The sequence below is a fragment of the Myceligenerans pegani genome (assembly GCF_014892515.1).
Taxonomy (GTDB): Bacteria; Actinomycetota; Actinomycetes; order Actinomycetales; family Cellulomonadaceae; genus Myceligenerans; species Myceligenerans pegani.
Window position 1 is genome coordinate 258,316 of sequence record NZ_JADBGR010000107.1, and the last position, 23,289, is coordinate 281,604.

A 23,289-nucleotide genomic window follows, 5' to 3' on the forward strand; every position below is an offset into this window, starting at 1 on the left:
GTAGTACCTATCGACATGACGGCGCCCACCCGCCTCCCGCCCCGTTTCAGGCTTCCCGGTCCCAGGCTTCCCGGTCTCAGGCGTCGCGCGTCGGCTCGTCGTCGGGCTCGTGGCGGATCAGGTCGCCGGGCTGGCAGTCCAGCGCCGTGCACAGTGCGTCCAGGGTCGTAAACCGGACGGCCTTGGCACGCCCGTTCTTCAGGACCGCGAGGTTGGCCGGCGTGATCCCCACCCGCTCGGCGAGCTCACCCACCGACATCTTGCGCCGCGCGAGCATGACGTCGATGTCGATGACGATCGCCATCGGACCTCCGCTCGATCGGTGATGCGCCGTAGCCGTGCCCGCTCGGGACAGTGAAGTATCCGGCCGTGGACCAGTGCCCGGGCGAGCCCGGCGCTGACCGGGTCAGCTGCGCGCCACCGTCCGCTCGATCACCGCGACGGCGTTCGCGACGCCGTTCTCCGCGCCGATCGTCGCGCCGAGTTCGGCGGCCCGGGCACGCATCGCCGGATCGGTGGCGGCCTGCCGGAGCGCGCCGGCGAGACGCTCGGCGGTGAGCCGGCGCTGCGGCACCGGCCCGGGCGCCACGCCCACGGCATGCATGCGGCGCCCCCAGTACGGCTGGTCAGCGATGAACGGACACACGACCTGCGGCCGGCCGGAGGCGAGTGCCGCCGCGGTCGTGCCCCCGCCCCCGTGATGGACGACGGCGGCCGTCCGGGGAAAAAGCCAGTCGTGCGGCGCCTGGTCGAGGACGAGCACCCGATCGGCGTCGGCTCCGGCGTCGATGCCGCCCCATCCGGTGATGAGCACGACCCGGACGCCGGCCCGCCGGGCGGCTTCGACGACCGTCCGGCCGACACGCGCGGGCTGGGTCCCCGCCATGCTGCCGAAGCCAACGTACACGGGAGGCTCGCCGGCATCGAGGAACGCCCGGAGCCGCTCCGGCGGCGTCCAGTCCTCGGCGGCGGGCAGAAACCAGTAGCCGGTGGTGTGGACGCTGTCCTGGTACCGCGCACCGGCGGGCAGGGCGTGCGTGCTGAAGGCTTGCAGCACCGTGGCCGGACCGCCGTCCGGCCTGCGGAGGGCGTCGTTCTGGTGCGGCCGCCGGGGCAGCTCGAGGGTATCGCGCCGCCACTCCGTTCCGGCTCCGACCAGAGCGCGCAGGACCACGCGGTTCAGCCCGTAGCTGGCCCGGTTGAGCGCCCTCGGGATCGGGAACGGGACGAACGGGCTCGGGACCGAGTCTGTCGGCACCCAGCCCGGCTGGAGACCGACCGCGACCGACGGGACGCCGAGCTTCTCCGCCAGGAACTGTCCCGGGGAGTTCACCGGATGGACCACGACGTCGACGTCGTCGGCCGGGATCGCGGCGATCTCGTCGAACACCGTGCGCAGCTCGGTCTTCGCCTGCCGCATCAGCTTGATCGCGGTCAGCTTGCCGCGGATGCCGCGGTAGTTGTTCTCGATCGCCGCGCGGACCTCGGGGTCGTCCATGCCCTCGTTCATCGCGTCCGACAGAGGCACGTACGGGACGTGATACGGCTCCGCCAACGACGCCGAGCCGGCCGGGCCCGCCAGCACGGCCCCGTGCCCGGCTCGTCGCAGGGCATGGGCCAGGGCGACGTACGGCTGGACGTCGCCGCGGGTGCCGTGGGTGAAGATCAGTGCCTTCATCGTGCGCCTCGCTCCTTCTCGACGGCGTCCCACGCGTGCAGCATGCGCTCGTCGGTGAACACGCCATGGGTGAACATGTCGATCGCGACCCGGGACATCCAGAGCGCCGAGCCGGTCGCATGCAGGTCGTCCACACCCAAAGCGCGCGTCAGGTGGGCGCCGAACGCCAGCGGCGCCAGCAGCCAGGAGACGTAGATCGCGGCCCGGGCGTGCGGGTTCTCGCTCGGCCGGACCCAGCCCTCGCGCTCGCCGCCGGCGAGCCAGGCCGCGGTGTGCTCCACGATCTCGTCGAACAGTGCGTTGGCCGCCGGGGAGCCGTCGAGAAACGCGCGCGCCAGATAGCGCCGCACCGGCGCGGCCGCCTCGAGCATGCCCGCGAGGCCACTTGCGTTGCCGGCAGCGGCATCCTCGACGAGGTGGTCCGGACCACGGACCATCGACATCACGTACCGGTCGCACTCCCGCCGCACGCCCTCCATCGATCCGAAGTGATGGACCACAAGCGCGGGGGACACTCCGGCGTCGGACGCGATCGCCCGCACGGTCACCCGGTTGACGCCGTCCCGGCCGAATCGGTCGAGCGCCGCGTCCAGGATCCGACGTCGGGCACTCGACTCCGGAGGGCTCGACTCGGGCATACTGGTCACGCCGAACAGACTAAACAAATGTTCAGTCCGCCGCAAGGCTTCGCGCCCGGGATCACGCGGGGCCTCGGTCCCATCCTTGGCCGACCGGCTGCGGCGGTGCGCAGGTGTGCGAGAGTGACGCCATGGCATCCCCTCAAGCGCTCAGTGAGGCTGATCGCAGGCTCGTGGCCCTGTGGGCCGCGGACTGCGCGGAGCGCGTTCTCCCCCTGTTCGAGGCCGAGGCGCCGACCGATGATCGCGCGCGCGACGGCATCGCCCGGGCACGGGCGTTCGGTCGTGGTGAGCTCAGCGCGGCCGGGGAGATCCGTCGCCGCTTCGTCGCGGGTCGGGCGGCGCAGTCGGTCACGAGCCCCGCCGCGGTGGCGGCCGCTCGTTCCGCCGGCCAGGCGTCCGGCGTCGCGCACATGGGCGCCCACGCCCTGGGCGCGGCGGCGTATGCGGCGAAGGCCGCCGGACTGGCCGCGCTCGACCGGACGGACGCCCGCGACGCCGAGGTCCGCTGGCAGCTCGAGCACATGACAGCGGAGGTCCGGGCCGCACTCGGACGCCTCCCTGCCCTCGGGGAGGATTCCTCCGGCCCCCTGGGATCGGGACTGCTTGCTTCCGGCGTGCTCGCCACGACGATCCGCGAGCTCCAGGCCGAGTTGTCTCCGTTGTCCTCACCCTGACCCAGACGGCGGGCAGCCCGCTCGCGGAGCAGCGGGACGCTACCTCGCGTCGTCGGTGGCGACCCGACGGCGTAGGGCGCGGGCCTGGGGTGCTTCCCACGCGTCGGCCCCTGCGGCACGCGCCGGATCGGGCCCGTCCTGCGGGAGCCGCGCCATCGTCTGCTTGGTGATGCGGACGGCCTGCCGGTCGCGCCGGGTGATGCGGCGCGCCAGCCGTCTGGCCTCGACCCACACGTCCTCCGCCGGCACGACGTGGTGCACCAGGCCGTCGGCCAGCGCCTGCTCGGTGCCGACGGCGTCGCCGAGCAGCAGCATGACGCGGGTCCGGCTGGCTCCGATCTCGGCGATCACGCGGTCCAGCATCTCGCTCGCGCCCACCGGTATGCCCAGGATCGTCTCGGGCGCGCGGAGTCGTGTGCCGGTTGCGGCGACCCGGAGGTCGCTCGCCGTCGCGAGCCCGAGGCCGGCACCGACGACGGAGCCGTGCAACGCCGCGACCGTCACCGGCAGACAGGTGCGCCAGGCGTGCAGCACGTGGTCGGTGAGCGCGACGAGATCCCGGTAGCCGTTGGGGTCGTCGGCGGCAAGCCGGCCGAGCTCGTCCAGGTCCGCGCCCACGCAGAAGTGGCTTCCTTCGGCGCGCAGCACGACGGCGCCGACGTCGTCGGGCAAAGAATCCAGCACGTCGGCCAGGGCCGTCAGCGTCGCGCGGTCGAGCCGGTTGTCGCCGTCCGGCCGTGTCAGGGTCACCAGGAGCACCGCGTCGTCGCGCTCGACGACGACCGGCCCGAAGGCACCGGCCGGCGATGCCTCCGACGCCGTGCCTGCGGTCTCCGTCGTCGCGTCCGACGCCGTCGGCTGGTCCGTGGCCCTCGTCGGCTCCCCCGCCGTCCGCTCCTCCGTCGGACGCTCTCCCGTCGGACGCTCCGCCGTCGTCCGTTCCGCCGTGGGACGGGAGCGCCGGCGCACCGGCACCGACCGTGTACCGCGGAAGGCGAGGGACTCGTCGTAGCCCACGGGCCCGGCGAGCTCGAGGTCGAGGCGTCGCAGCAACTCGGGGAACAGCGTGGTCGCCTCCAGCCGGGCCAGCGGCGCACCGAGGCAGTAGTGCATGCCCACGCCGAACGCGAGGTTCCGGCGCGGCGGGCGCGACAGGTCGAGGTCGTGCGGCGCGTGGTAGACGGCGGGGTCGTGGTTGGCCGCGGCGATCACCACGTGCACGACCTGCCCGGCCGCCACCGGGACGCCGCCGGGCAGCTCGGTGTCCTCGGTCGCGTACCTGGTCAGGAGCTGCGCGGGCGTCACGAGACGCACCAGCTCTTCCACGGCGCCGTCCACGGACTCGGGATGCTCCAGCAGCCAGGCGGCCTGATCGGGTCGGCGCAGGAGCTGGACCAGGCCCTCCGAGAGCAGGGACGTCGTGGTCTCGAGGCCCGCCTCGATCATGACGTTGAGCTGCGATCCGGCTGCCGCGCGCACCGCCGGGTCGGTCTCCGTGTCGAGCCAGCGCACCAGCGGGGATCCCTCCGGGAGACGAGACCGCGGTTCGGTCACGAGCTGTTCCCAGTACGCGTTCCACAGCCTCCCGGCTCGGTCGGCCTGCGCCAGCCGTTCCCGGCCCGGCGCCAGGTCGTGCACGTTCGAGAGCGCGCGGCTCATGTCGCACAGCAGCGCGATGTCCTCGTGCGGCAGCCCGAGCACGATGCAGAGCACCGCCATGGGCAGCCGGTCGCCGACCAGGGCACCGAAGTCCGCCTCGCCGTCGGCCCGCAGCGCCGCCTCGAACCGGTCGACGTACTCGTGGACGGTCCGGACGATCTGCGGCGTCAACCCGGCGATCGTCTGCGGCGAGACGAACGCGCCGAGACTGCGGCGCAGCGCGGCGTGCCCGGGCGGGTTGGTGCCGAGCGCGGAGTCGTGCAGGAACTTCAGGCCCGGGTGGCGCACCCACGTCGGCTGACGCTCGGTGCGCCAGGCGGCGTCCACGGTGCGCCAGCCGGGTCCCCGCAGCACCTCGTGGCTCACACTGTCCGACGTGACCAGCCAGGCGCCCCATGGCGTGCGTACCGCAGGGCCCATGGCCCGCAGTTCGTCGTAGATCACGTGCGGATCGGCGCGCCCCTCGGGCGTGGACAGGCGGCGGACCAGTTCGCGTACGCGGCGCTGGGTCTCGCGAGAGTCGTGGTCAGACGGGGCTGCGGCATCGTTGGCGGTCCGGGATCTGCCGGTGCGGTCGAACACGAGGACGCTCCTCTTCAGTCAAGACAAGGTCATGTCTTCCAACGAACAGCGCTGAACATAATGTTCATACCGGACAGCATATTCCATCGTTGCAGGTCACAGTGTGATATTTGCGTAAACGATGGCCATGGGACCGCCCGGCACACATGGCCCTACATCGCCGCCGCGACAGCCTCGGCAACCGCCTGGCCCAGCTCTACCTCGATACCGGGACCCTCGTCATCGTCGACGGCCGCCCCGAACGCGATCGGCCGGCGCACCCACGTCAGCGAGGCCACGAGCCCCGGGGGGCCGGGCCGTCACTCTCCTACGCGCCTGACGAATCACCCTCCGAAAGGTCGGTGCGGAAGGAGCCGGAGCCGGTGACGGATGCACCGAGGGCGCGGACTCGGTCGGCGAGTTCGCGGTCCGAGGTGATGACGCGCACCGTCGTCGGGTCGTCGGTCTCGGAAACGAGGTCCACGATCCGGTGGTCGGCGGCGTTTCGCGCGCCGGGCGCCCAGACGACGCGCACATGGTCGACGACGCCGAGGTCGCGCGGGTCGCCGTCGAGCACGAGCACGACGTCGTCGTCCACGTGCGGTGCCCAGCGATCGACCTGGGCGGCGAGGCGCCGCATGGCCCCGGTGCGGTCCCGCCACCAGCCGTCCGGCCGGGAGCCGATGACGTTCATCCCGTCGATCAGTATCGTGCCGATCGCTTCCACCGCCCCTCTCCGAGGACGTCTTCGCCGGTCATTCGCCCGACCGCTGTGCGAACCGCAGCACGTTCTGGGCGGGGTCCACCACTTCCATGGTCGGGCCACCGGGGGCGTCGTCGTCGATGCCCGGGCGCATCCGCGGATATCCGGTGGCCAGCAGTTCGCGCCGGTAGGCGCGCACGTCGGCGACCGGGACCCACACGACCGACCCCGGCGTACCGTCTCCGTGGTGCTCGGACAGGTCCAGTCGCACCCCGTCCCGCTCGACGCGCAGGTAGAGCGGGAGCTCTGGCTCGAAGCGGTGCTCGAACACGACCGAGAAGCCGAGAAAGCCGAGGTAGAACTCGCGCGTCCGCTCGACGTCGAACATGCGCAGCACCGGCACGGGAGCGCCGAGTCCTGCCGCCGATCCATGTCCTGCCGACGACGCCGGCGGCATCGGCGGGCTCGGCGTGGGGGCGAATGCCGCCGCGGCCGTGTTCCAGTCCGCGCAGCCCACCTGATGGGCGACCAGTTCCAGGGCCCTTCCGTGAGCAAGATCCAGGCCCGCTTCGGCGAGCTCGGCGCGAAGCACGCGCGCGGCATGCTTGAGGTCAGCAGTCGTGATCGACATGGCGTCCACCCGTCCTGGTGCCGAGATCCCCGGTGCCCGCGTTGCCGGTGCCGGCACCGTGGATGCGTGGCTGCGGTGACGACCGTAAGACGACGTGTTCACCATGCCGGGAACGGCGCGGGCGGCGGGTCACGTCGGACCCGCCCCAGCGTAGCGCGTGCCACGGCCGCCCGCGCCGTCTGCTTGGATCGGTGGGCATGGGACGGTGGATCGAGGTCGCCGACGGCGTGCTGGTGCGGCGGTACGAGGAGCTGGACCTGTCGGTCGGGATCGTGGTGGGCGGCGATGCGTGCCTGGTCGTCGACACGGGCGGGGACGCCGGGCAGGGCGCGGAGCTCGCCGCCGCCGTACGCGAGGTGACGCCGCTGCCGTGGCAGGTGGTGCTGACCCACGCCCACTTCGACCACAGCTTCGGCACCGAGGCGTTCGCCCCCTGCGCGGTGTGGGCGCACCGCCGCTGCCACACCGCCCTCGTGACCACCGGCGAGCGCCAGCGCGAGGCGTGGGCGCGGCACTACCGCGACCGCGGTGAGGCGGAGGTGGGCGACCGCATCGCGGCCGTGCGCCCGGTCCTGCCCGACCATCTGGTCGACGGTCGCGCGGAGCTGGAGCTGGGTGGCCGCCGCGTGGCCCTGCGGCACCTCGGGCCCGCGCACACCGATCACGACCTGGTGGTGCACGTCCCGGACGCGGGTGCGGTGTTCGCGGGCGACCTCGTGGAGCACGGCGCGCCGCCGCAGTTCGACGACGCCTTCCCGCAGGGCTGGCCGGTCGCGCTGGACGGCGTCCTCGCCCTCGACGCGCCGGTCGTCCTGCCCGGCCACGGCGACCCGGTGGACCTCGACTTCGTCCGCGGGCAGCGCTCCGAGCTGGCATCGGTCGCCGAGCTGTGCCGGGCGGTCGCCGCCGGAACGCTCACCGCGGAACAAGCCGTGGCGCGCTCGCCCTACCCGGAAGAGTTCACGCTGGCCGCGCTGGCACGCTGACGTGGAGCTGCGCACCGCGGCGACGTCGCTCGGGGCGGCGCACGCTCCACCAGACGAGCAGTCCCGCGGCAAGCCAGAACGCGTTGGCGAACCGGTACCGGCTGTCGACGGTCGCATTGGCCGCCGCATCGCCGGGAAAAGCGGCCGGCCCTGCGGTGATCCCCAGGAGCCCGCTCAGTACCGCCGCTCCCCCGAGCACCGCGATGACCACGACCACCATCGGACGACTCACGGAGCGCAGTCCGACAGACACGGCTTCTTCGGTGACTCCCTCCGGTGCCCGGCGACTCCTGGTCGTGGCCGCGAGCCCTACGGGATGAGCACGATCTTGCCCCGGGTGTGCCTCTGCATCAGGTGGCGGTAGGCGGAGCGGACCTCGGCCAGCGGGTAGCGGGCGGCGATCGGGACGTCGAGGTCGCCCGCCGCGACCAGCTTGACGAGCCCGGCCAGGACGCCGGCGTTCGCGGAGCCTTCCATGCCCTCGCTCCGGACGCCGGTGCGGGCCGCGCCCGCGAAGTCGATGATCGTGTTGATCCGGTCCTTGGCGACGCCGAGCTCCAGGGCCAGGTCGACGTACCCGTCGCCGAAGGCGTCCACGAACGCGGTGACGCCGTCGGGAGCGGCGGCGCGGATCCGGTCGAGCACGCCGTCACCGTAGGTGACCGGGACGACGCCGTGCTCGCGCAACCAGGCGTGGTTGGACTCACTGGCCAGTCCGATCACCGCGGCGCCGGCATGGCGGAGCAGTTGCACGGTGATCGATCCGACTCCACCCGCCGCACCCGCGACGACGATCGTGTCGCCCGGGCCGGCTCCGACCGCGCGCACGCCGGCGTGCGCGGTGGTGCCGGCGACGAACAACGCGCCGCCGACCTCCCACGGCACGGCCGGGTCCCGCGACACGAGATTGCCCGCCGGCACGACGACGAGTTCGGCGTGGCTGGCACGGCTGTCCACCCAGCCGATCACCTCGTCGCCGACCGACCATGTGGGCACCGCGGCGCCGACCTGCTCGACCACGCCCGCGAGGTCGCTCCCCTCACCGGACGGAAAGGTCGCGGGCCAGCGTTCGTGGAAGGCTCCGATCCGGATCCCGTTCTCGCCGGGGTTGATCCCGGCCGCTCGGACCCGCACCAGCACCTCGTCGGCCGCGGGTTCCGGCCGGGGCACCTCGCGGACCTCCAACACCTCGATGTCGCCGTACTCGTCGAATCGCACTGCCTGGGGCATGTCGCCCCTCCCTTCCGAGATTCCTGATCGCGTGACCCATGAAACCCGCGGTGGCAGCCACGATCCATACTGGATTCGCGCAAAGAAATATGCGATCGTCTCAGGCGTGGACGTCCTGACCGATCTGCTGCAGCGCTCACGCGCACGCGGTGCCGCGTTCTCGCACTCGACGGCGCGGGGGGAGTGGGGCGTCCGATTTCCCGCCGCGGCGCGGCTGGCGATCCACGGCATCCTCGCCGGCGAGGCGTTCGCCTGGACCGACGACGGCGACCCGTCCGCCGGCCGTTCCCGCCACGTGCTGGCCGGCGACGTCGTCCTGATCCGCGGTCCGGCCGAGCAGTTCATGGGCCATGCGCCGGGTGCCGGCTCGGTCCCGTTCGCCGGTCACCCCTCGTCCGGCCCACCCGGTGGCGCACGACGAATGACGTTCGGCTCCGGGACCGGCTCGGCCACGACGTTCTTCTGCGGGGCGTACACCTTCGAGGGTGACCTGTGCTCGGGACTGCTCGCCGGGCTGCCGGTCCTGACCGTGGTGCGCCCGCGTGCCGGGTCGGGCCTGCGCGCGACCCTGGACGTGTTCGCGAACGAGCTGCTCCACGACACGCCGGGACAGCAGGCGCTGCTGGACAGCCTGCTCGACGTGATCCTGGTCCAGGTGCTGCGCGAACAGCTCGCCGCGGACGTGCAGGCCGCGCCCGCCTGGTACCGCGCGATGAGTGACCCGGCGGTCGGCGCCGCGCTCCGCGCCGTGCACGCGGACCCGGCGCGTCCCTGGACGGTCGCTCGCCTGGCCGCGGAGGCGTCGCTGTCCCGCGCGACCTTCGCGCGCCGGTTCACAGGGCTGCTCGGCATGAGCCCGCTCGCCTACGTCACCGACTGGCGGATGGCCCTGGCGTGCGAACAGCTCCGCGCCGGCGACGCCGGCCTGGCCGCCGTCGCACGCTCCCTCGGGTACGCCTCGGAGTTCTCCTTCGCCGCCGCCTTCAAACGTCATCACGGCATGCCACCCGGTCGCTGGCGGGCCACCGCGACGTCGGCATGACCGGGCACGACCGACGCCGGTCGCCGGCAGGCGGCGCGCACCGGCACGTCCGGTGGGCGCGCCGCGGCACGACCCCACCGACACTGGCACTCTCGGGTCGAGAGTGCTAAAACTGGAGATGTAGCCAGACGGCGGCAAGGGCCGCCGTCGAGCGCCGCGGCCCTGGAAGGGCCAGGGTCGTCACGTCATGGGAGGTGATGCGCGATGGCTACGTACTGGGACCCGTTCCAGGAGATGGACCGGCTGTTCAGCACGTTCGCCGGCAACGCCCGGCAGTCGGGCGGCATGCCGATGGACCTGTTCCGCACGGGCGACCACTACGTCCTGTCCATGGACCTGCCCGGCGTCGACCCGGGCACCATCGACGTCTCGGTCGAGGACCGGACGCTCACCATCCGTGCCGAGCGCACGCAGCGTTCGGGCGGCGACGCGCACTGGCTCGTCCGGGAGCGGCCCACGGGCACGTTCGCCCGGCAGCTCGCGATGGGTCGCGGGCTCGCGCTGGACAACATCTCCGCCTCGTACGCCGACGGCGTGCTGTCGCTGACCATCCCCGTCAGCGAGGACGCCAAGCCGCGCAGGATCGAAGTGGCGCACACCGCCGACCCGAACGCGATCCGCCGGGGCTCGTCCGAGGGCCACCAGGTCATCGAGAGCTGACCGGGTCTCCCGGCGCCGGGCCTCCCGGCTGCCTGCGTGCCGAGCGCCGCGGCGCTCTGGGCGGCCGCCCGACGGCGACCACGCCTTCTGTCCGGTAGTTGCGTTCCCACCGGCCAGAAGGGCGTGCGTGGTCCACCCGGGCGGACCGCCGCGCCGGGGCGCACGGGACGCCGTCGTCCGTACGATGACGGCATGGCGAACGGCGATGCGGGCACCCGCGAACGGTCGTACCGGAAGGGACCGGAGCGGCGCGCCCAGATCCTCCTGCGCGCCATGGAGCTGTTCGCCGAGCGCGGCGCGGGGGCGTCGCTGCGCGCGATCGGCGAGGCGATCGGCGTCTCGCACGCCGCGCTGCGCTACTACTTCGCCAACCGCGACGAACTCCTCGTCGAGGTCTACCGGGCGCACGAGGCCAGGGCGTGCAAGCGCCCGGGGCGCGACGAGCGGTCCGCGGTCGAGCTGATGGAGGAGAGCGCGGAGGGGAACCGCTCGATCCCCGGACTCGTGGAGCTGTACGCGACGCTGACGACGGACGCCCTGCGGGGGCAGCAGCACCCGGCCGCCCGCGAGTTCGTCCAGGAGCGGTTCCGGCGGGTGCGCGCCGACCTCGTGGCGAGGATCGAGGCCGGCCAGCGGTCCGGCGCGATCGCCGCCGACATCGACCCGGAGGACGCCGCCGCGCTGGTCGCCGCCGCCTCGGACGGCCTGCAGCTGCAGTGGCTGCTCGACCCGGACGCCGTCGACGTCCGCCGCTCGCTGGAACTGCTGGAGCGCCTCCTGCCCGGCGGGCGCTGACCGCCCGCCGGGCGCGACCGGCCCGCCGTGGCGATGCCCGCCGTCGCAAGCGCCGCCGCGGCAAGGCCCGCCCCCAGGCACGACCCCGCCACGGCGGCCGGCGTCGTCCACCCCGTTGCCGGCGGCTACCCCACCGTCGCCTCGGCCGGGTCCCAGCCCTCCGGCAGCGGCTCGACCGGGCCGACGGCGGAGGCGATCTCCACGGGCCGGCCCGCGTGCGCCGCCTCCTGGATCGAGAGCATGATGTCCAGCACGTGCGCCGCGACCGCGCCGGAGGCCCGCTCGGTACCGCCGTCGCGGATCGAGCGCACCAGGTCGACCACCCCGGCGCCGCGCCCGTACTCCGGGCCCGCGGCGGGGATCGTCGTCGGCCCGTCGACGCCGTGGCGCCACAGGACCGAGTCGCCGTCGAACCCGTTCGGGTCGGGGAGCACGATCGTGCCCTCGGTGCCGTTGATCTCGACGAGCCCGTAGCGCGGCAGCGCGTGCTGGAACGAGAACGTGGACTGCGCCGAGGCTCCGCCGTCGAACTCGATGATCGCGGCGTGGTGGGTCGGCACCAGCACCGCGAACGTCTCGCCGGCCCGGGGGCCGCTCCCGACCGTGCGGGAGGTGCGGGACGTGGAGGCCACGGCCTGGGCACGGGCGGCGGACCCGAAGACGTGCACCAGCGTCGTCAGGTAGTAGGGACCCATGTCGAGCACCGGGCCGCCGCCGGGCGCGAAGAAGAAGTCGGGGTTCGGGTGCCACACGTCGGGCCCGGGCACATGGAACATGGTGGTCGCCGTCAGCGGCTGCCCGATGTCGCCGCGCGCGATCGCCCGGAGCGCGGTCTGGATGCCGTTGCCCAGCACCGTGTCCGGCGCGCACGCGACGCGCAGGCCGGCCGCCTCGGCGTCGGCCAGCAGCGTGGCCGCCGCGTCCCGGTCGAGGGCGAGGGGCTTCTCGCTCCACACGTGCTTCCCCGCGGCCAGGACGCGGCGGGAGACGTCGGTGTGGACGGCGGGGACGGTGAGGTTCAGGACCACCTCGATGTCGTCCCGGGCCAGCAGCTCGTCCACCCCTCCTGACGCGCCCACCCCGTACGCCGTCGCCTGGGCGGCGGCGCGCGCCTCGTCGAGGTCCGCGACGAACCGGACCTCGACGTCCGGGAAGCGGGTCAGGTTCCCCAGGTACTGGTCCGAGATGTTGCCCGCGCCGATGATGCCGACGCCCGCGACGCCGGACCGGCGCTCCGCCGTCGTCCCCGCCGTCGCGGCCCGGCCCGTGCCGGTCATCGGTCGTTCTCCGTCAGCCAGGCCAGCGACCGGGCGATGCCCGCGAAGACGTCCCCGGCGTAGGCGTCGAACTCGATGACGCGGGTGGCCTCCGGAGCGGCCGCGAGGGCTCCGGCGACGTCCACCTCGCCCGAGCCGGCCGGCACCTGCGCGCCCACGTCGCCGTCGAGCGTGCCGTCCTTGACGTGGAGGAGCCGCACCCGGTCGCCGAGCGCGGTCAGCAGCGCCGGCACGTCGGCTCCCCCGACGGCCGCCCAGTAGGCGTCGACCTCCAGCACCACCTGCGGCTCCAGATGCCCGGCGAACACCTCCAGCGCGTGCCGGCCGTCGATGCGGCTGCTCAGCTCCCAGTGGTGGTTGTGGTAGCCGAACTCCAGGCCGCGTTCGCCGGCTTGCCGCGCCAGCAGGTTCACGCGCTCGGCGAACTCGGCCACCTGATCGGCGGTCCGCCACCGCTCGGCGGGGACGAACGGGTCGATGACGGTCGTCATCCCCAGCGTCGCGGCGGCGTCGAAGATCGCCTCCGGCGCGTCCGCGCCGAGCACGGGCGCGTGGCCCGACGGCGCGGTCACGTCCGCCGCGTCGAACGCGCGCCGGTAGTCCTCGGTGCGCTCGTGGAAGCCGTACGGCTCGACGTGCCGCAGCCCGGTCTCGGCCAGGCGCGCGACGGCGCCGTCCAGGTCCGCGGCGACGGCGTCGCGGACGGAGTAGAGCTGCACAGATGTCGTCGGCATGGAACCCCCTCGTTCGGCATGGACTCGACCCGGCCGCTTCGTCGCGGCCGCATCTTCGCGACGATCGTACCCAAGAATTCTTACAGTGGAAGATTCTGGATGCCGCTGATGTTCCGAGCCGACGGCCGAGCCCGCGCCCGAGCCACCGCCCGAGCGGTTCGAGCGCGCCGGTGACGAGGCGGCTGCCCGCCGTCCGACGACGTCGCGGGCCGCTCCGCCCGCGACTCGACCCAGGCCGCGCCGCTTCCCCAGCGGGCCGTCGCCGCACCCATCACGACACCCAGCGCGAGCCAGAACACGACCGCGATCCGGCCGAGGTTCGCCGGGTTGTCCATCAGGTTCATCGTCAGGAACCCGGCCAGCGAGGCGAGCCCGGCGAACCCGAGCGGAAGGCCGCGCCGCGCGAGCCCGAAGGCCGTGAGGAGGGCGCCGAGGGTGATCACCACCATCGCGGAGAACCCGAGCAGGCCTGTCTCGACCAGCCAGTTCAGCCACAGGTTGTGCACGTGGACGAACTCCACGCTGCCGTCGATGCGGGCGTTGACGACGTCGCCGGCCCGGCCGATCCCGACGCCGAGGGGATGGTCCGCGGAGATCCGGAGGGCCTCGGCCCACGCCTCGTTCCGCACGCCCAGCGATTTCCCGGCCCGCGACATCACGGCGATGGCCCCCAGCGCGAGCACGAGCACGGCGGCGGCGGCCCACCCCGCGATCCGCAGGGCCCCAGGGCTCAGCCGGGTCCGCGCCCATCGCCACGCGAGCACCAGCATCCCGGCGAGGGCCGCGACGTAGGCCGCCCGGGAGAACGTCACCAGGAGCGCCGCGTAGGCCAGGACGGTCGTCGCGACCGCGTAGATGCGCAGGTGCCGGTCGGCGATCATCGTGACCGCCAGCGTGCCGAGCGGCACCAGCAGCAGGAGGAACGCGGCCAGCAGGTTGGGATTGGCGAACGTGCCGGTCGCCCGCACGAGCACCCCGGGCTCGCAGGCGGCGTCGCGCAGCAGGCCGCTGCGGCAGAAGCCCGTCGGGACATTCTCGCTGAACTGGCCGATCGCCACCGCCCCGGCCACCGCCACGGCGACCGCCGCGAGCGTGCCGATGACGCGCACGGCTGTCGGCTCGAGCCGGACCAGGGCCGTGACCAGGAAGTACACCGCGACGAAGGACAGCAGGTGCCGGAACTCCGCGTCCGTGCCCCAGCGCAGCGTCGCCACGAGCCCGGCCAGCAGCAGCGCGGCGATCGGGATGTCGAGCCGCGTGCGGAAGTGGCCCGGCCGCGCCCCCGCCGCGACGGCCGCCACCAGGCCGGTGACGATCACGAGCCGCTGCCAGGTGATCACGCCGAGGAACGGGGTGTCGGGCAGGACGTCAGCGGTCGACTCGAAGAGCAGTGCGGCCACGCACAGCGACAGGACGATCACGGGCGCGCGTGGCCGGGGCTGCCAGGACGGGAGCTCGGCCGTAGCCATGTCCCGATCGTCCCGGGCGAGGTTGTGCACCAGGCGAACCCCGGACGACGGGATCACGACGAGGTGATGAGTGCGCGGTAATTGCCGGCGCGGGATCGCCCGGCGTTCTGGTAGGAATCGCTCATGACTTCTCGGCCACGGATCGGCGTCGTCCTCCCGCGGGACCTGCCTCCCTCGCAGATCGTCCCGTACGCGAAGACCGCGGAGCGGCTGGGCTTCGACGAGCTCTGGGTCGTGGAGGACCTGGGCTTCCGCGGCGGACTCGTGCAGGCCGCCGCCGTGCTGGGCGCGACGGAGCGCCTCCGCGTCGGCGTCGGGATCCTTCCCGCCGCGGTCCGCAACCCCGTGTTCGCCGCGATGGAGATCGCCACCCTGGAGCAGCTTCACCCCGGCCGCACGGACGTCGGGATCGGCCACGGCATGCCCGGCTGGATGCGCCAGGCGGGATGCTGGCCCGACCGGCCCCTCACCTTCCTCACCGAGTACGTCACGACGATCCGGGACCTGCTGAGCGGCGCGGAGTCCGGCGGCCTGCGGCTCGAGCCCTCGGCGGTGCCCGACGTCGTACCGCCGCTCCTGCTCGGGGTCCGCGGCCCGCGGTCGCTGGCCGCCTCCGGCCGGGTCGCCGACGGGACCGTGCTCGCGGAACCCGTCGCGCCCGAGTACGTCGCCGCGGCCCTGGACGCGATCGCGCCGCGCGGCGAGCATCACCTGGTGGCGTACAACATCGGCGCCGTCGACGACGACGAGCAGGCCGCGCTGCGCACCGCCCGCCCCGGGCTCGCGTGGATCGGCGAGCCGGACTGGGCGCCGCACGTGACGCCGCTCGACATCGCCGACGAGTTCGCGGCGCTGCGGGCGGCGAGCGCCACCCGCGAGGAGTTCGCCGAACGCCTGCCCGGCGACTGGGTCGCCCGCCTGGCCCTGGCCGGCACCCCCGCCCAGGTCCGGGAGAGGATCGACGCACTCGGCCGGGCGGGCGTGACCTCCAGCGTCTTCGTCCCGGCGGGCCCCGATCCGCTCGCGGCGCTCACCGGACTGGCGCGGGTGCTGTAGGGCCGGCGCAGCCGGGTCGGGCCCCGGTCCGGTCGGAGTCCGGCCGGTCTGCCTCTCGTTCGGTCAGACTCCGGTCCGGTCGGGCTCCGGCCGGGTTGGGCTCCGGTCCGGTCAGACTCCCGTCTTGGTCCTTGCCCGGTGCCGGCGCACCGCCGCCCGGTTGGCGCAGCGCACGGAGCAGTACTGCTGCCGCCCGTTGCGGGTGACGTCGACGACCACCGCCGTGCACGGATCCCCCGGCACCTTCCCGGCCGCGCACCTGGCGAGGCGGTGCATGCCGCGGGTGGTCAGGTGCAGGGCGGTACCCACGCTGACGACCGCGCGGAGCACCTCGGGCAGGGACTGGTCCCGGTCCCGGTAGTGGAGGTGCCAGCCCTCGCCGTCGTGGTCGGTCAGCCGCGGGTACGCGGTGGCGGCGGCCATCTGGGCGTTCAGGAGCCGCGCGCGTTCCGGTGGGTCGGGGGCGTCGACGACGGCCAGCCACTCGTCGACGACCTCCCGGGTCCGCTCGTGGTCGTCCGGCCGCACCGGGAAGGTCATCGTCATGCCGTGGTCGCGCGTCCGCGCCTCGATGCCGGCGCGGGTGCCGGGCCAGTTGTTGGCGAGCGACGCGGCGAGCAGCACCGCGTACTCGCCGTAAGGGTTGAGATGCATAAGGGCATTACAGCACGGTGGTGCCCATGACGACCCTCGAGGCCCACGACGACCGCCCGCTCCTGACCCGGTCCCACGAACACGCCTGGGTCACCGAGTCGAGCCATCGGACCTCGGAGGGCCTGGTGCGCTACGTGCGCTGTGGCCGGTGCGGCGACCGCCGCGTCGACATCCAGGTCCATCCCCAGCTGCCGCCGGAACCGCTCAGCACGGTCCGGCCGGGCTCCCGGGAGCAGCGGGGAACCATGCGATTCTTTCCGCTGTCGGGCCGATAACGGAAAGAATCGCATGGCCCTCCTGCGCCGGCTTCCGGGAGGGGTCCCGGCGCACCCCGGGCACGCTGCCCTGGTGACCCCGTCGAGCACCCGCCACGCGATCACCGACGCCCTCCAGGGCGTCTCGGGAACCCGCCTGTACCGGAACAACGCCTTTCGGATCACCGGCCTGCCACCGGACGCGTCCACGCGCCAGGTGAACCGGCGTCGCCGGGAGAGCCGCAGCGCGCACGACATCCCGCCGCCGCCCTCCCCCGGCGCGCCCCTCGAACCCTCGACGGACGCCGTGGCCCTCCGGGGCGCGTTCGAGGCGCTCGACAGCCCGGTCGCCCGTTTCGTGCACGAACTCCTGTGGCTCGCACCCCACGGCCAGGACGCCGACACCACGCGCGACGACGCGATCCGCGCGCACTGCGCCGCCGTCGAGGCGACCGACCGCGACGGCGGCGTCGACGACGCGAGCACGTGGCAGCTCTGGGAGCGCGCCCTGCGGCTCTGGCACTCGGCGCTCACCGCACCCGACACCTGGCGCCGGGCGGAGAACCGTGTCCGGGAGATCGACGACCCCCGGCTCTCCGTGGACGCCGTCCCGGAGCTCCGGAAGGCCCTCACCGAGCACATCGCCCGCGTCAGCGTGGCGCTCGCGGCCCGCGCCGCCGACGCCGGGGACGTCGGTTCGGCGGAACGACACCTGAACCTGCTGTCCGCCTCGCCGTTCCCGGCCGCCACGATCGAGCGCGCGGCGCGCGACGTGGCCGGTCCTCACGTGGACCGCGTCCACGAGGTGTGCGAGGAGGCCAGGTCCCGGGACCCCGCCGACGGGATCCGCGCCGCGAGCGACGTCCTGGAGCGGGCAGGACACCCGCTGGAACTCGTCCGCCTCCTGCTCGGCGACGACGATCCCGTCGCCCAGAAGTGCCGGGACGACGTCGCGGGGATCATCAACGCGTCCGTCGTCCAGGCGATGGACGGACCCGGGCGTGGCTCCCCTCGTGAAGGGCTCCGGCTCCTGGAGGCCGCCCGGTCGATCGTCGCCTCGAAGGAGGGCGCCGGCGTCATCGACCGGAACATCGCGGCGCTCCGCCTGGCCGGCAGCGGGAGACTGGCCGGCAGGGGGACGCCGTCGCCGGGCGGCGGGTCCGGTTGCCTGCCCGTCCTGGGCCTCGGCGCCATCGTCGCGGGTATCGTCGCCGCCGGCGTCTCGGGGAACGTTCCTGCTCTCGTCGCTCTCATCGTCGTCGCGATCATCGCTCTCACTGCGGGCTTCGCGTTCTGAACCCTCGGTCGCGAGCTTCGCGCCCCGAACCGGTCAGCCCGCCCCGATCACCAGGGTCACCGTCTGGTTCCGCCGGCGGTTCTCGGCGGTCGTGTTCGGGTGCGGCGGGCCCGCCTCGCCCGCCGTCGCGATCCCGATCGAGCTCAGCGGGAGCCCGCTCTCGTCCGCGACGACGCCCGCCGCCTCCAGGGCACGCGCGAGCCCGACCGCGGCGTTGTCCGCGTACGGCCCGCCGGGGTCCGGCAGCGTGTCGCTCGTGTGACCGACGACGGTGACCTTCAGGCCCTCGGCGTCGTCCAGCAGGGCGGCGACGTCCGCGAGCACCTCGCGGCCCGACTCGGACGTCTCGGCACCGCCCGCGAGGAACAGCGCCTCGGCGGGCACCACGGTGAACGTCCCGCTGCCCGGCCCGGCGACGGTGGTCCACCGGGGGTCGTCGAGCGCGTCGCGAAGCGCCCGCAGCCGGTCGGCGGGATCGGCTTCCGCCGGTTCGGCCGTGGCCGGCGCCCGGTCCGCGTCCAGCTCCGCCCGCAGCTCGCCGATCTCGTCACGGAGCCGGGCGGTCTCGTCGTGCAGCCCGGCGAGCTGCTCACCCGTGGCGGGCGCGCCACCGGCACGCCCCTCGGCCGTGCCGTCGGGTGCGAGCGCCCATCCGGCCGCCGCGCCTCCCCCGGCCAGCAGGAGGGCCGCCACCACGGCCCCGGTGTGCCGGCCCGTCCCCGCACGCTCTCCCGCCCACGTCTCCCGGATACGACGGCGTCCGTCGCGTGCCCCGGCGTGGCCGGGGTCGAGGCGCTCGGCGCTTTCCCAGCACGCGTCGGCCGCGACCAGGTCGCCCTGCTGGGCGTGCACGCGCGCCAGGAGGTCGAGCACCTCGACGTCGTCGCCGCGGGGGCCGCCGAGGAGGTCGAGCACCCGGCGGGCGGCGTCGTACCGCCCGGCCCGCGCGAGGACGGCGGCCTCCGCCGTCGTGCCCCGGACCGCCGTCGTACCCGGAACCGCCGGTGTCCCCGTGCGTTCCGCCGTGCTCATGGGCGGTCCCCGTCCACCGTCGACCCGTGGAACGTCCGACCGGGTCCGGTCCCCGTCCGGTCCCTGCGCCCCACTGGCGCGGCCTGGGCCGCGAACCGGCGCAGCCTCGCGTTGATGCCCTCCAGGCGGCGCAGGTCGTTCGTCGCGATCGCCGCGCGGCCGTCCGCGAGCAGTCGGCGGACCTCGGGGCGCGAGTCGGCACCGAGCAGGCTCTCGTAGTCCGAGAACTCCATCAGCGCCTGGTGCTCCTCCGGGATCGCCCGCAGTGCGATCGACCACGCCTCCTGCGTGCGACGCTCGATGACCGCCTGGTCGCCGTCGGCGATCGCGACCTCCATCTCCGTGCGGACCTTGGACAGTTCGGCCTCCAGTCCGCGTGCGCGGTAGTGGGTCACCGCCTCCTGCGCGGTCGCGACGGCCTGCCGGCCCTCCTCCGCGACCCGGGGCAGGCCCAGGAGCCGTTCTGCCTCGTCGAGCGCGGACTGCGCCTCGAGCAGTGCCGCCTGGCAGGTCGCGACCGCGTCCTGGTCCACCGCGGCCTGGTCCAGCAGCCGGTCGAGGTTCCGGGTGACGCCCTCGGAGTCGAACCGGTCGAGCCGCTCCGTCGCCTCGCGTGCGTCCAGGTCGCGGGCCTGGTCGCGCAGCTCGGCGTAGCGGTGCCCGACGTCCGCGCGCTCGGCCCGCAGGACGTCGATCCCGGGGAGCAGCGGCCGTCTGAGGTCGACCTGGATGCCGAACTCCTCGTCCAGGTACGGGACGTAGGCGGAGGCATCCACGATCTGGAAGCTCTTGGTGACGGTCAGCTCGACCTCCACCTCGGTACCCGCCGGGACGTCGCGGACGACGTCGTCGGGCCGCAGGTCGAGCCGCCCGACCACCTCGTTCCGGTCCGCCCGTGCGTGTTCGCCCGAGAGGACCGGGATCGTGATGCGCCCGGTGCCGGCCGACTTGCTGATCGTCTCCGTGGTCCGCAGGCCGTGTACCCGCCCGGTGGCCGGGAGCGTGGCCCCGCTGGCCACCAGCACCTCCACGGTGTTGTCCGCCAGCCCGACGCCGATCGTGTGCGCCTGGTGCGGCGCGTCCGGGCCCATGCCGCCCGAGCGGTGGTCGTACGTGACGGTGGCGCGGTCCGTCGGAGCCTGGGAACCGACCGGGTCACGGAGCGCGATCTCGAACGTGTGCGCGGTCGTCTCGGGTGCACGCAGCCGCATCCGGAACGTCCCGTCCGGTTCCAGGGCCACCTGCCCGGTGGTCCACGGTGGGTTCGTCGTGATGTTGTGCAGCTCGATCGTCCAGCCCGACCAGTCGGCGACGTCGTCCGACTCCGCCCGGCCGCCGATCAGGGGGTCGTCGTCCAGACCCGCGGGCGTGTGGTCGAGGTTCAGCCGCACGGTGCCGGCCGCGACCGGCTCGCTCCGCCGGATCTCCTCGGGCATGGGCTGCGTCCCGGCGTAGATCGCCGCGCCGCGCGCGACGACGGTGATCGGGTCCTGGCTGCGGTCCACGCGGATCCCGAGGCCGCGGTCGGGATCGGCGAGCATCTCGTGCACCAGCGACACCTGCGAGCTTCCGCCCACGAGCAGCACCCGGTCCACGTCCCGCGGGTCGAGCCCCGCCCCGGACAGCGCCTGGCGGCAGTGCAGCACGGAGGCCTCGACCAGCGGCCGGGCGGCGCGGTCGACGTCGTCGCGGGTCATGGTGTGAACGAGCTCGATCGCCTCGCCGTCGACGACGACGTCCTCCTCGATCACCGTGGACCGCTGGACCGACAGCTCGATCTTCGCCCTCTCCGCCAGGTGCTTGAGTATGGCGAGCGCCCCTCGGGTGCGCGGGTTCTCCGGCGAGACCTCCGACGGCCCGCCGGCGGCCCGGAACGCGGGCAGCAGCACGTCCTCGACAAGGGCCCAGTCGATCCGTTTACCGCCCAGCGAGTTGTCACCGGCGTGGTTGACCACCGTGAACTCGCCGTCCTCGATCTTGACGACGGCCGCGTCGAACGTGCCGCCGCCGAAGTCGTAGACGAGCCAGAATCCCTTGTCCGGCAGGTCGGCGTCCGCCAGGTAGGCCCACGCCGCCGCGGTCGGCTCCTGCAGCAGGGTGGCCGAGCGCAGGCCCGCCAGTTCCGCCGCCTTCATGGTGGCCGCGGTCTGGTCGGCGGTGAAGGCGGCCGGGACGGTGATCACGGCGGTCTCGAGCCGCTCGCCGGTCAGCTCGACGTTGCCCCGCAGCGCCATGAGGACCTGTGCGGACAGCTCCTCCGGCGACATGCTCCTGCCGGCCGCCTCGAAGAGCATGTCCTGGTCCGTACGGCCCATCCGGAGCTTGAACTCCGCGCAGGCGTTGCCCGGGTCGGCGACGACGTGATCGCGCGCACGGCGCCCGACGCGCACGGCGCCCGAGCGGCTCACGGACACGGCGGACGGCGTGAACTCGTCGCCCGTGGAGTTCCGGACGACCTGGGCGCTCCGGCCCCTGGCCACGGCGATGGCGCTGTTGGTGGTTCCCAGGTCGATCCCGAAGTCGATGGTGTCACGCACGATCCTCGTCCTCCTTCTTCCGGTGTTCCGGCCCGCCCGGTGCGGCGGGCTGGGCAACGATCACTTCCGCCTCCTGGATGACCCGCCCGTCACGCCGTACCGTCGGCCGGACCGTCTCGATCACGGTCGGCCCGGCCACGTCCGGGTCCTCCTGGTGGGTCAGCACGTGCACCTGCAGGCCGGCGTCGTACGGCTGCCCCTCGTGGTCGTGGACCTCGATGCCCGCCGAGCCCAGGTGCTCCGCCGCGCCGTTCAGGTGCCGGGCCGCCATGCGGACGGCGCGGTCGGGCCGCTCGGCCGCGCCGGGCCCGGTCGCCTTCCGCCGGGCACGCCACAGGTCGGTCGCGACCCGCGCCACGACGTCGTCCGCCAGGTCCTGGGAGCCGGCGGCCGGCGCTCCCGGTGCCGCGTCGCCGACCGGGACGGACGGCTCCGGGCCGGGCGGCGTTGCCGCGGGCGCTGCCGGCGGCGGCTCCGGCGTCGGGAGCGGGCCGACGTCGGTCGCGACGTCGCGGCTGGACGACGACGGCTCCGGCGTCCCGGCGGGCGGCCGCGGCCGTCCCGCGGTGAGCGGCGGGGCGATCCGGAACTCCGGCGGGAAGCGCCGTTGGCGCGACCACGCGATGGCGGAGTGCAGGCGCCCGGCGTCCGGTGCCGCCGCGCGCGTTGTCGTACGGCTCATGCGGTGTGTCTCCGTTCCGGTGGGGCCTGGTCAGGTGTCGCCCGTCCCGTGGAGCGTTCCCGTTGCCAGGCCGCGAGTTCGGCGCCGAGCTCCGCCGCGTCGCGGAACCGGCGCGCCGGCTCCGGGTCCAGGGCGCGCAGCACGATCCGTTCCAGGCCGTGGTCCACGGCCCGGTTGAAGCGCGCCGGCGCGACCGGCGCGACGCGGCGTGCCGCGCCGAATGTCGTGAGGGCGACGTCCGGGTACGGCAGCACGTCGGTGAGCAGCAGGTATGCGATGACGCCCACGGAGTACACGTCGCCTGCCGTGGACGTGCCCGCCCCGAAACGCAACGCCTCGGGCGGCATGAAGGCGAGCGTCCCGTCCCCCGGCGCCAGTCCGCTCACCGGATCGACGCTCCGCGCCAGGCCGAAGTCACCGATCCGGGCTCGCAGGCCGCGCGGGCCCGTCCCGACGAGGATGTTCCAGGGGGTCAGGTCACGGTGGACGACGGGCGGGTCCTCCTGGTGTGCCACCGCGAGGCCCGCGCAGACCTGGACCAGCACCTCCACGGCGTCGTCCACCGGGACAGGGCCGGCCGTGTACGACTGCCGGAAGTCGTCCAGGTTGCCGCCGGCGACGTACTCCATCGTGAACCAGCCCCGCTCGCCGGATCGCGTCGGCACCGTGCCGGCGTCGAACACGCGCACGACGTTCGGGTGCCCGAGCTGCGACAGGAGTACCGCCTCGCCGAGCAGCCGGCGCGTCTCGTCGAAGGTTCCGACCCGCTTGAAGACCTTCATCGCGAGCCTGCCGAGGATGCGGTGGCGCACCCGGTACACCTCGGAGTAGGCGCCCTGGCCCAGGGGCCGCTCGACCACGCACGCCTCGCCGACCCGCTGTCCCGCACTGAGCAGGTGCACGCCGCGCCTCCCTCCGGTCGCTGCGGCCATGACGGCGCCATCCTCCGACACCCGTTCCGGGACCCCTCCCGGCCGTGGGCCGTGCGGGCGCGCCGGACCGTGCGGGCGCGCCGCCGGCGGGGACGCAGGGCGCAG

Annotated in this window: 24 protein-coding genes; 8 read left to right on the top strand and 16 right to left on the bottom strand. The window is 74.0% G+C overall.

Features of this window, described 5'->3' with window-relative positions; all coding sequences use genetic code 11:
• Positions 1–76 precede the first annotated feature (76 nt).
• The 3 genes from IIE03_RS21970 to IIE03_RS21980 all read right to left on the bottom strand — a co-directional run bounded on the left by IIE03_RS21970 (position 77) and on the right by IIE03_RS21980 (position 2,316).
• Complete coding sequence (locus IIE03_RS21970; RefSeq protein WP_192864898.1) at positions 77–304, bottom strand: helix-turn-helix domain-containing protein; 228 nt, start codon at positions 302–304, stop codon at positions 77–79.
• A 102-nt stretch (positions 305–406) separates the two neighbouring features.
• Complete coding sequence (locus tag IIE03_RS21975; RefSeq protein WP_192864899.1) at positions 407–1,678, bottom strand: glycosyltransferase; 1,272 nt, start codon at positions 1,676–1,678, stop codon at positions 407–409.
• A complete protein-coding gene (locus IIE03_RS21980) occupies positions 1,675–2,316 on the bottom strand; it encodes a TetR/AcrR family transcriptional regulator (RefSeq protein ID WP_192865076.1) in 642 nt (213 codons plus the stop codon). Before IIE03_RS21980 ends, IIE03_RS21975 begins: the two co-directional genes overlap by 4 nt.
• 131 nt (positions 2,317–2,447) lie before the next feature.
• On the opposite strand from IIE03_RS21980, the gene IIE03_RS21985 reads away from it, so the two are divergent.
• Positions 2,448–2,993, top strand: coding sequence for a putative immunity protein (locus tag IIE03_RS21985; RefSeq protein WP_192864900.1), 546 nt, complete (start codon positions 2,448–2,450; stop codon positions 2,991–2,993).
• A gap of 39 nt (positions 2,994–3,032) precedes the next feature.
• Here IIE03_RS21985 and IIE03_RS26935 read toward each other — a convergent pair whose 3' ends face one another.
• The 3 genes from IIE03_RS26935 to IIE03_RS22000 form a co-directional block, all read right to left on the bottom strand.
• Positions 3,033–5,234: a cytochrome P450 gene (locus IIE03_RS26935; RefSeq protein ID WP_192864901.1), complete on the bottom strand. Its 2,202-nt coding sequence runs from the start codon at positions 5,232–5,234 to the stop codon at positions 3,033–3,035.
• A 307-nt stretch (positions 5,235–5,541) separates the two neighbouring features.
• Positions 5,542–5,940, bottom strand: coding sequence for an NYN domain-containing protein (locus IIE03_RS21995; protein WP_318843120.1), 399 nt, complete (start codon positions 5,938–5,940; stop codon positions 5,542–5,544).
• A gap of 28 nt (positions 5,941–5,968) precedes the next feature.
• The gene (locus tag IIE03_RS22000) at positions 5,969–6,547 is read right to left on the bottom strand and encodes a glyoxalase superfamily protein (RefSeq protein WP_192864902.1); all 579 of its coding nucleotides are present in this window, start codon (positions 6,545–6,547) and stop codon (positions 5,969–5,971) included.
• 197 nt (positions 6,548–6,744) lie between these two features.
• Between IIE03_RS22000 and IIE03_RS22005 the strand changes: the two genes are divergently transcribed.
• Positions 6,745–7,533 (top strand): MBL fold metallo-hydrolase, encoded by a 789-nt coding sequence (locus tag IIE03_RS22005; RefSeq protein WP_192864903.1) that lies wholly within the window; start codon positions 6,745–6,747, stop codon positions 7,531–7,533.
• Here IIE03_RS22005 and IIE03_RS22010 read toward each other — a convergent pair.
• The gene (locus IIE03_RS22010; protein WP_192864904.1) at positions 7,508–7,765 is read right to left on the bottom strand and encodes a DUF4345 family protein; all 258 of its coding nucleotides are present in this window, start codon (positions 7,763–7,765) and stop codon (positions 7,508–7,510) included. The two genes, IIE03_RS22005 and IIE03_RS22010, sit on opposite strands and share 26 nt — an antisense overlap.
• A gap of 77 nt (positions 7,766–7,842) precedes the next feature.
• On the bottom strand, positions 7,843–8,763 hold the full coding sequence (locus IIE03_RS22015) for an NADP-dependent oxidoreductase (protein ID WP_192864905.1): 921 nt from the start codon (positions 8,761–8,763) through the stop codon (positions 7,843–7,845).
• A 106-nt stretch (positions 8,764–8,869) separates the two neighbouring features.
• Here IIE03_RS22015 and IIE03_RS22020 point away from each other — a divergent pair, with 106 nt between their 5' ends.
• The 3 genes from IIE03_RS22020 (at position 8,870) to IIE03_RS22030 (ending at position 11,260) form a co-directional block, all read left to right on the top strand.
• Entirely contained in the window at positions 8,870–9,805 is a 936-nt protein-coding gene (locus IIE03_RS22020; protein WP_192864906.1) for an AraC family transcriptional regulator, read from the top strand.
• Positions 9,806–10,009: 204 nt separating this feature from the next.
• On the top strand, positions 10,010–10,465 hold the full coding sequence (locus IIE03_RS22025) for an Hsp20/alpha crystallin family protein (RefSeq protein WP_192864907.1): 456 nt from the start codon (positions 10,010–10,012) through the stop codon (positions 10,463–10,465).
• Between the two features lie 192 nt (positions 10,466–10,657).
• Positions 10,658–11,260, top strand: coding sequence for a TetR/AcrR family transcriptional regulator (locus IIE03_RS22030; protein WP_192864908.1), 603 nt, complete (start codon positions 10,658–10,660; stop codon positions 11,258–11,260).
• 125 nt (positions 11,261–11,385) lie between these two features.
• Here IIE03_RS22030 and IIE03_RS22035 read toward each other — a convergent pair whose 3' ends face one another.
• The 3 genes from IIE03_RS22035 to IIE03_RS22045 all read right to left on the bottom strand — a co-directional run bounded on the left by IIE03_RS22035 (position 11,386) and on the right by IIE03_RS22045 (position 14,740).
• Positions 11,386–12,537 (bottom strand): Gfo/Idh/MocA family protein, encoded by a 1,152-nt coding sequence (locus IIE03_RS22035; protein ID WP_192864909.1) that lies wholly within the window; start codon positions 12,535–12,537, stop codon positions 11,386–11,388.
• Positions 12,534–13,271, bottom strand: a complete 738-nt coding sequence (locus IIE03_RS22040; RefSeq protein WP_192864910.1) for a sugar phosphate isomerase/epimerase family protein — start codon at positions 13,269–13,271, stop codon at positions 12,534–12,536. Before IIE03_RS22040 ends, IIE03_RS22035 begins: the two co-directional genes overlap by 4 nt.
• 80 nt (positions 13,272–13,351) lie before the next feature.
• Positions 13,352–14,740 (bottom strand): O-antigen ligase family protein, encoded by a 1,389-nt coding sequence (locus tag IIE03_RS22045; protein ID WP_192864911.1) that lies wholly within the window; start codon positions 14,738–14,740, stop codon positions 13,352–13,354.
• A gap of 123 nt (positions 14,741–14,863) precedes the next feature.
• On the opposite strand from IIE03_RS22045, the gene IIE03_RS22050 reads away from it, so the two are divergent.
• Positions 14,864–15,796: an LLM class flavin-dependent oxidoreductase gene (locus IIE03_RS22050; RefSeq protein ID WP_192864912.1), complete on the top strand. Its 933-nt coding sequence runs from the start codon at positions 14,864–14,866 to the stop codon at positions 15,794–15,796.
• A gap of 111 nt (positions 15,797–15,907) precedes the next feature.
• Here IIE03_RS22050 and IIE03_RS22055 read toward each other — a convergent pair whose 3' ends face one another.
• Positions 15,908–16,450 (bottom strand): CGNR zinc finger domain-containing protein, encoded by a 543-nt coding sequence (locus tag IIE03_RS22055; RefSeq protein WP_192864913.1) that lies wholly within the window; start codon positions 16,448–16,450, stop codon positions 15,908–15,910.
• A gap of 26 nt (positions 16,451–16,476) precedes the next feature.
• Here IIE03_RS22055 and IIE03_RS22060 point away from each other — a divergent pair, with 26 nt between their 5' ends.
• Together IIE03_RS22060 and IIE03_RS22065 are read left to right on the top strand one after the other, a co-directional pair.
• Positions 16,477–16,725: a hypothetical protein gene (locus tag IIE03_RS22060; protein WP_192864914.1), complete on the top strand. Its 249-nt coding sequence runs from the start codon at positions 16,477–16,479 to the stop codon at positions 16,723–16,725.
• 73 nt (positions 16,726–16,798) lie between these two features.
• Positions 16,799–18,001 carry a hypothetical protein gene (locus IIE03_RS22065; protein ID WP_192864915.1) on the top strand — a complete coding sequence of 401 codons (1,203 nt, stop codon included), beginning with the start codon at positions 16,799–16,801 and terminating at the stop codon, positions 17,999–18,001.
• Positions 18,002–18,034: 33 nt separating this feature from the next.
• Here IIE03_RS22065 and IIE03_RS22070 read toward each other — a convergent pair whose 3' ends face one another.
• Genes IIE03_RS22070 through IIE03_RS22085 form a run of 4 tightly spaced genes read right to left on the bottom strand, consistent with a single transcriptional unit; the run spans position 18,035 to position 23,184 of the window.
• Entirely contained in the window at positions 18,035–19,033 is a 999-nt protein-coding gene (locus IIE03_RS22070) for an OmpA family protein (protein WP_192864916.1), read from the bottom strand.
• Positions 19,030–21,570: an Hsp70 family protein gene (locus IIE03_RS22075; RefSeq protein ID WP_192864917.1), complete on the bottom strand. Its 2,541-nt coding sequence runs from the start codon at positions 21,568–21,570 to the stop codon at positions 19,030–19,032. The genes IIE03_RS22070 and IIE03_RS22075 overlap by 4 nt, the downstream gene beginning before the upstream one ends.
• Positions 21,563–22,252: a nucleotide exchange factor GrpE gene (locus IIE03_RS22080; protein WP_192864918.1), complete on the bottom strand. Its 690-nt coding sequence runs from the start codon at positions 22,250–22,252 to the stop codon at positions 21,563–21,565. The genes IIE03_RS22075 and IIE03_RS22080 overlap by 8 nt, the downstream gene beginning before the upstream one ends.
• Positions 22,249–23,184: a serine/threonine-protein kinase gene (locus IIE03_RS22085; RefSeq protein ID WP_225998143.1), complete on the bottom strand. Its 936-nt coding sequence runs from the start codon at positions 23,182–23,184 to the stop codon at positions 22,249–22,251. The genes IIE03_RS22080 and IIE03_RS22085 overlap by 4 nt, the downstream gene beginning before the upstream one ends.
• Positions 23,185–23,289: the final 105 nt, after the last annotated feature.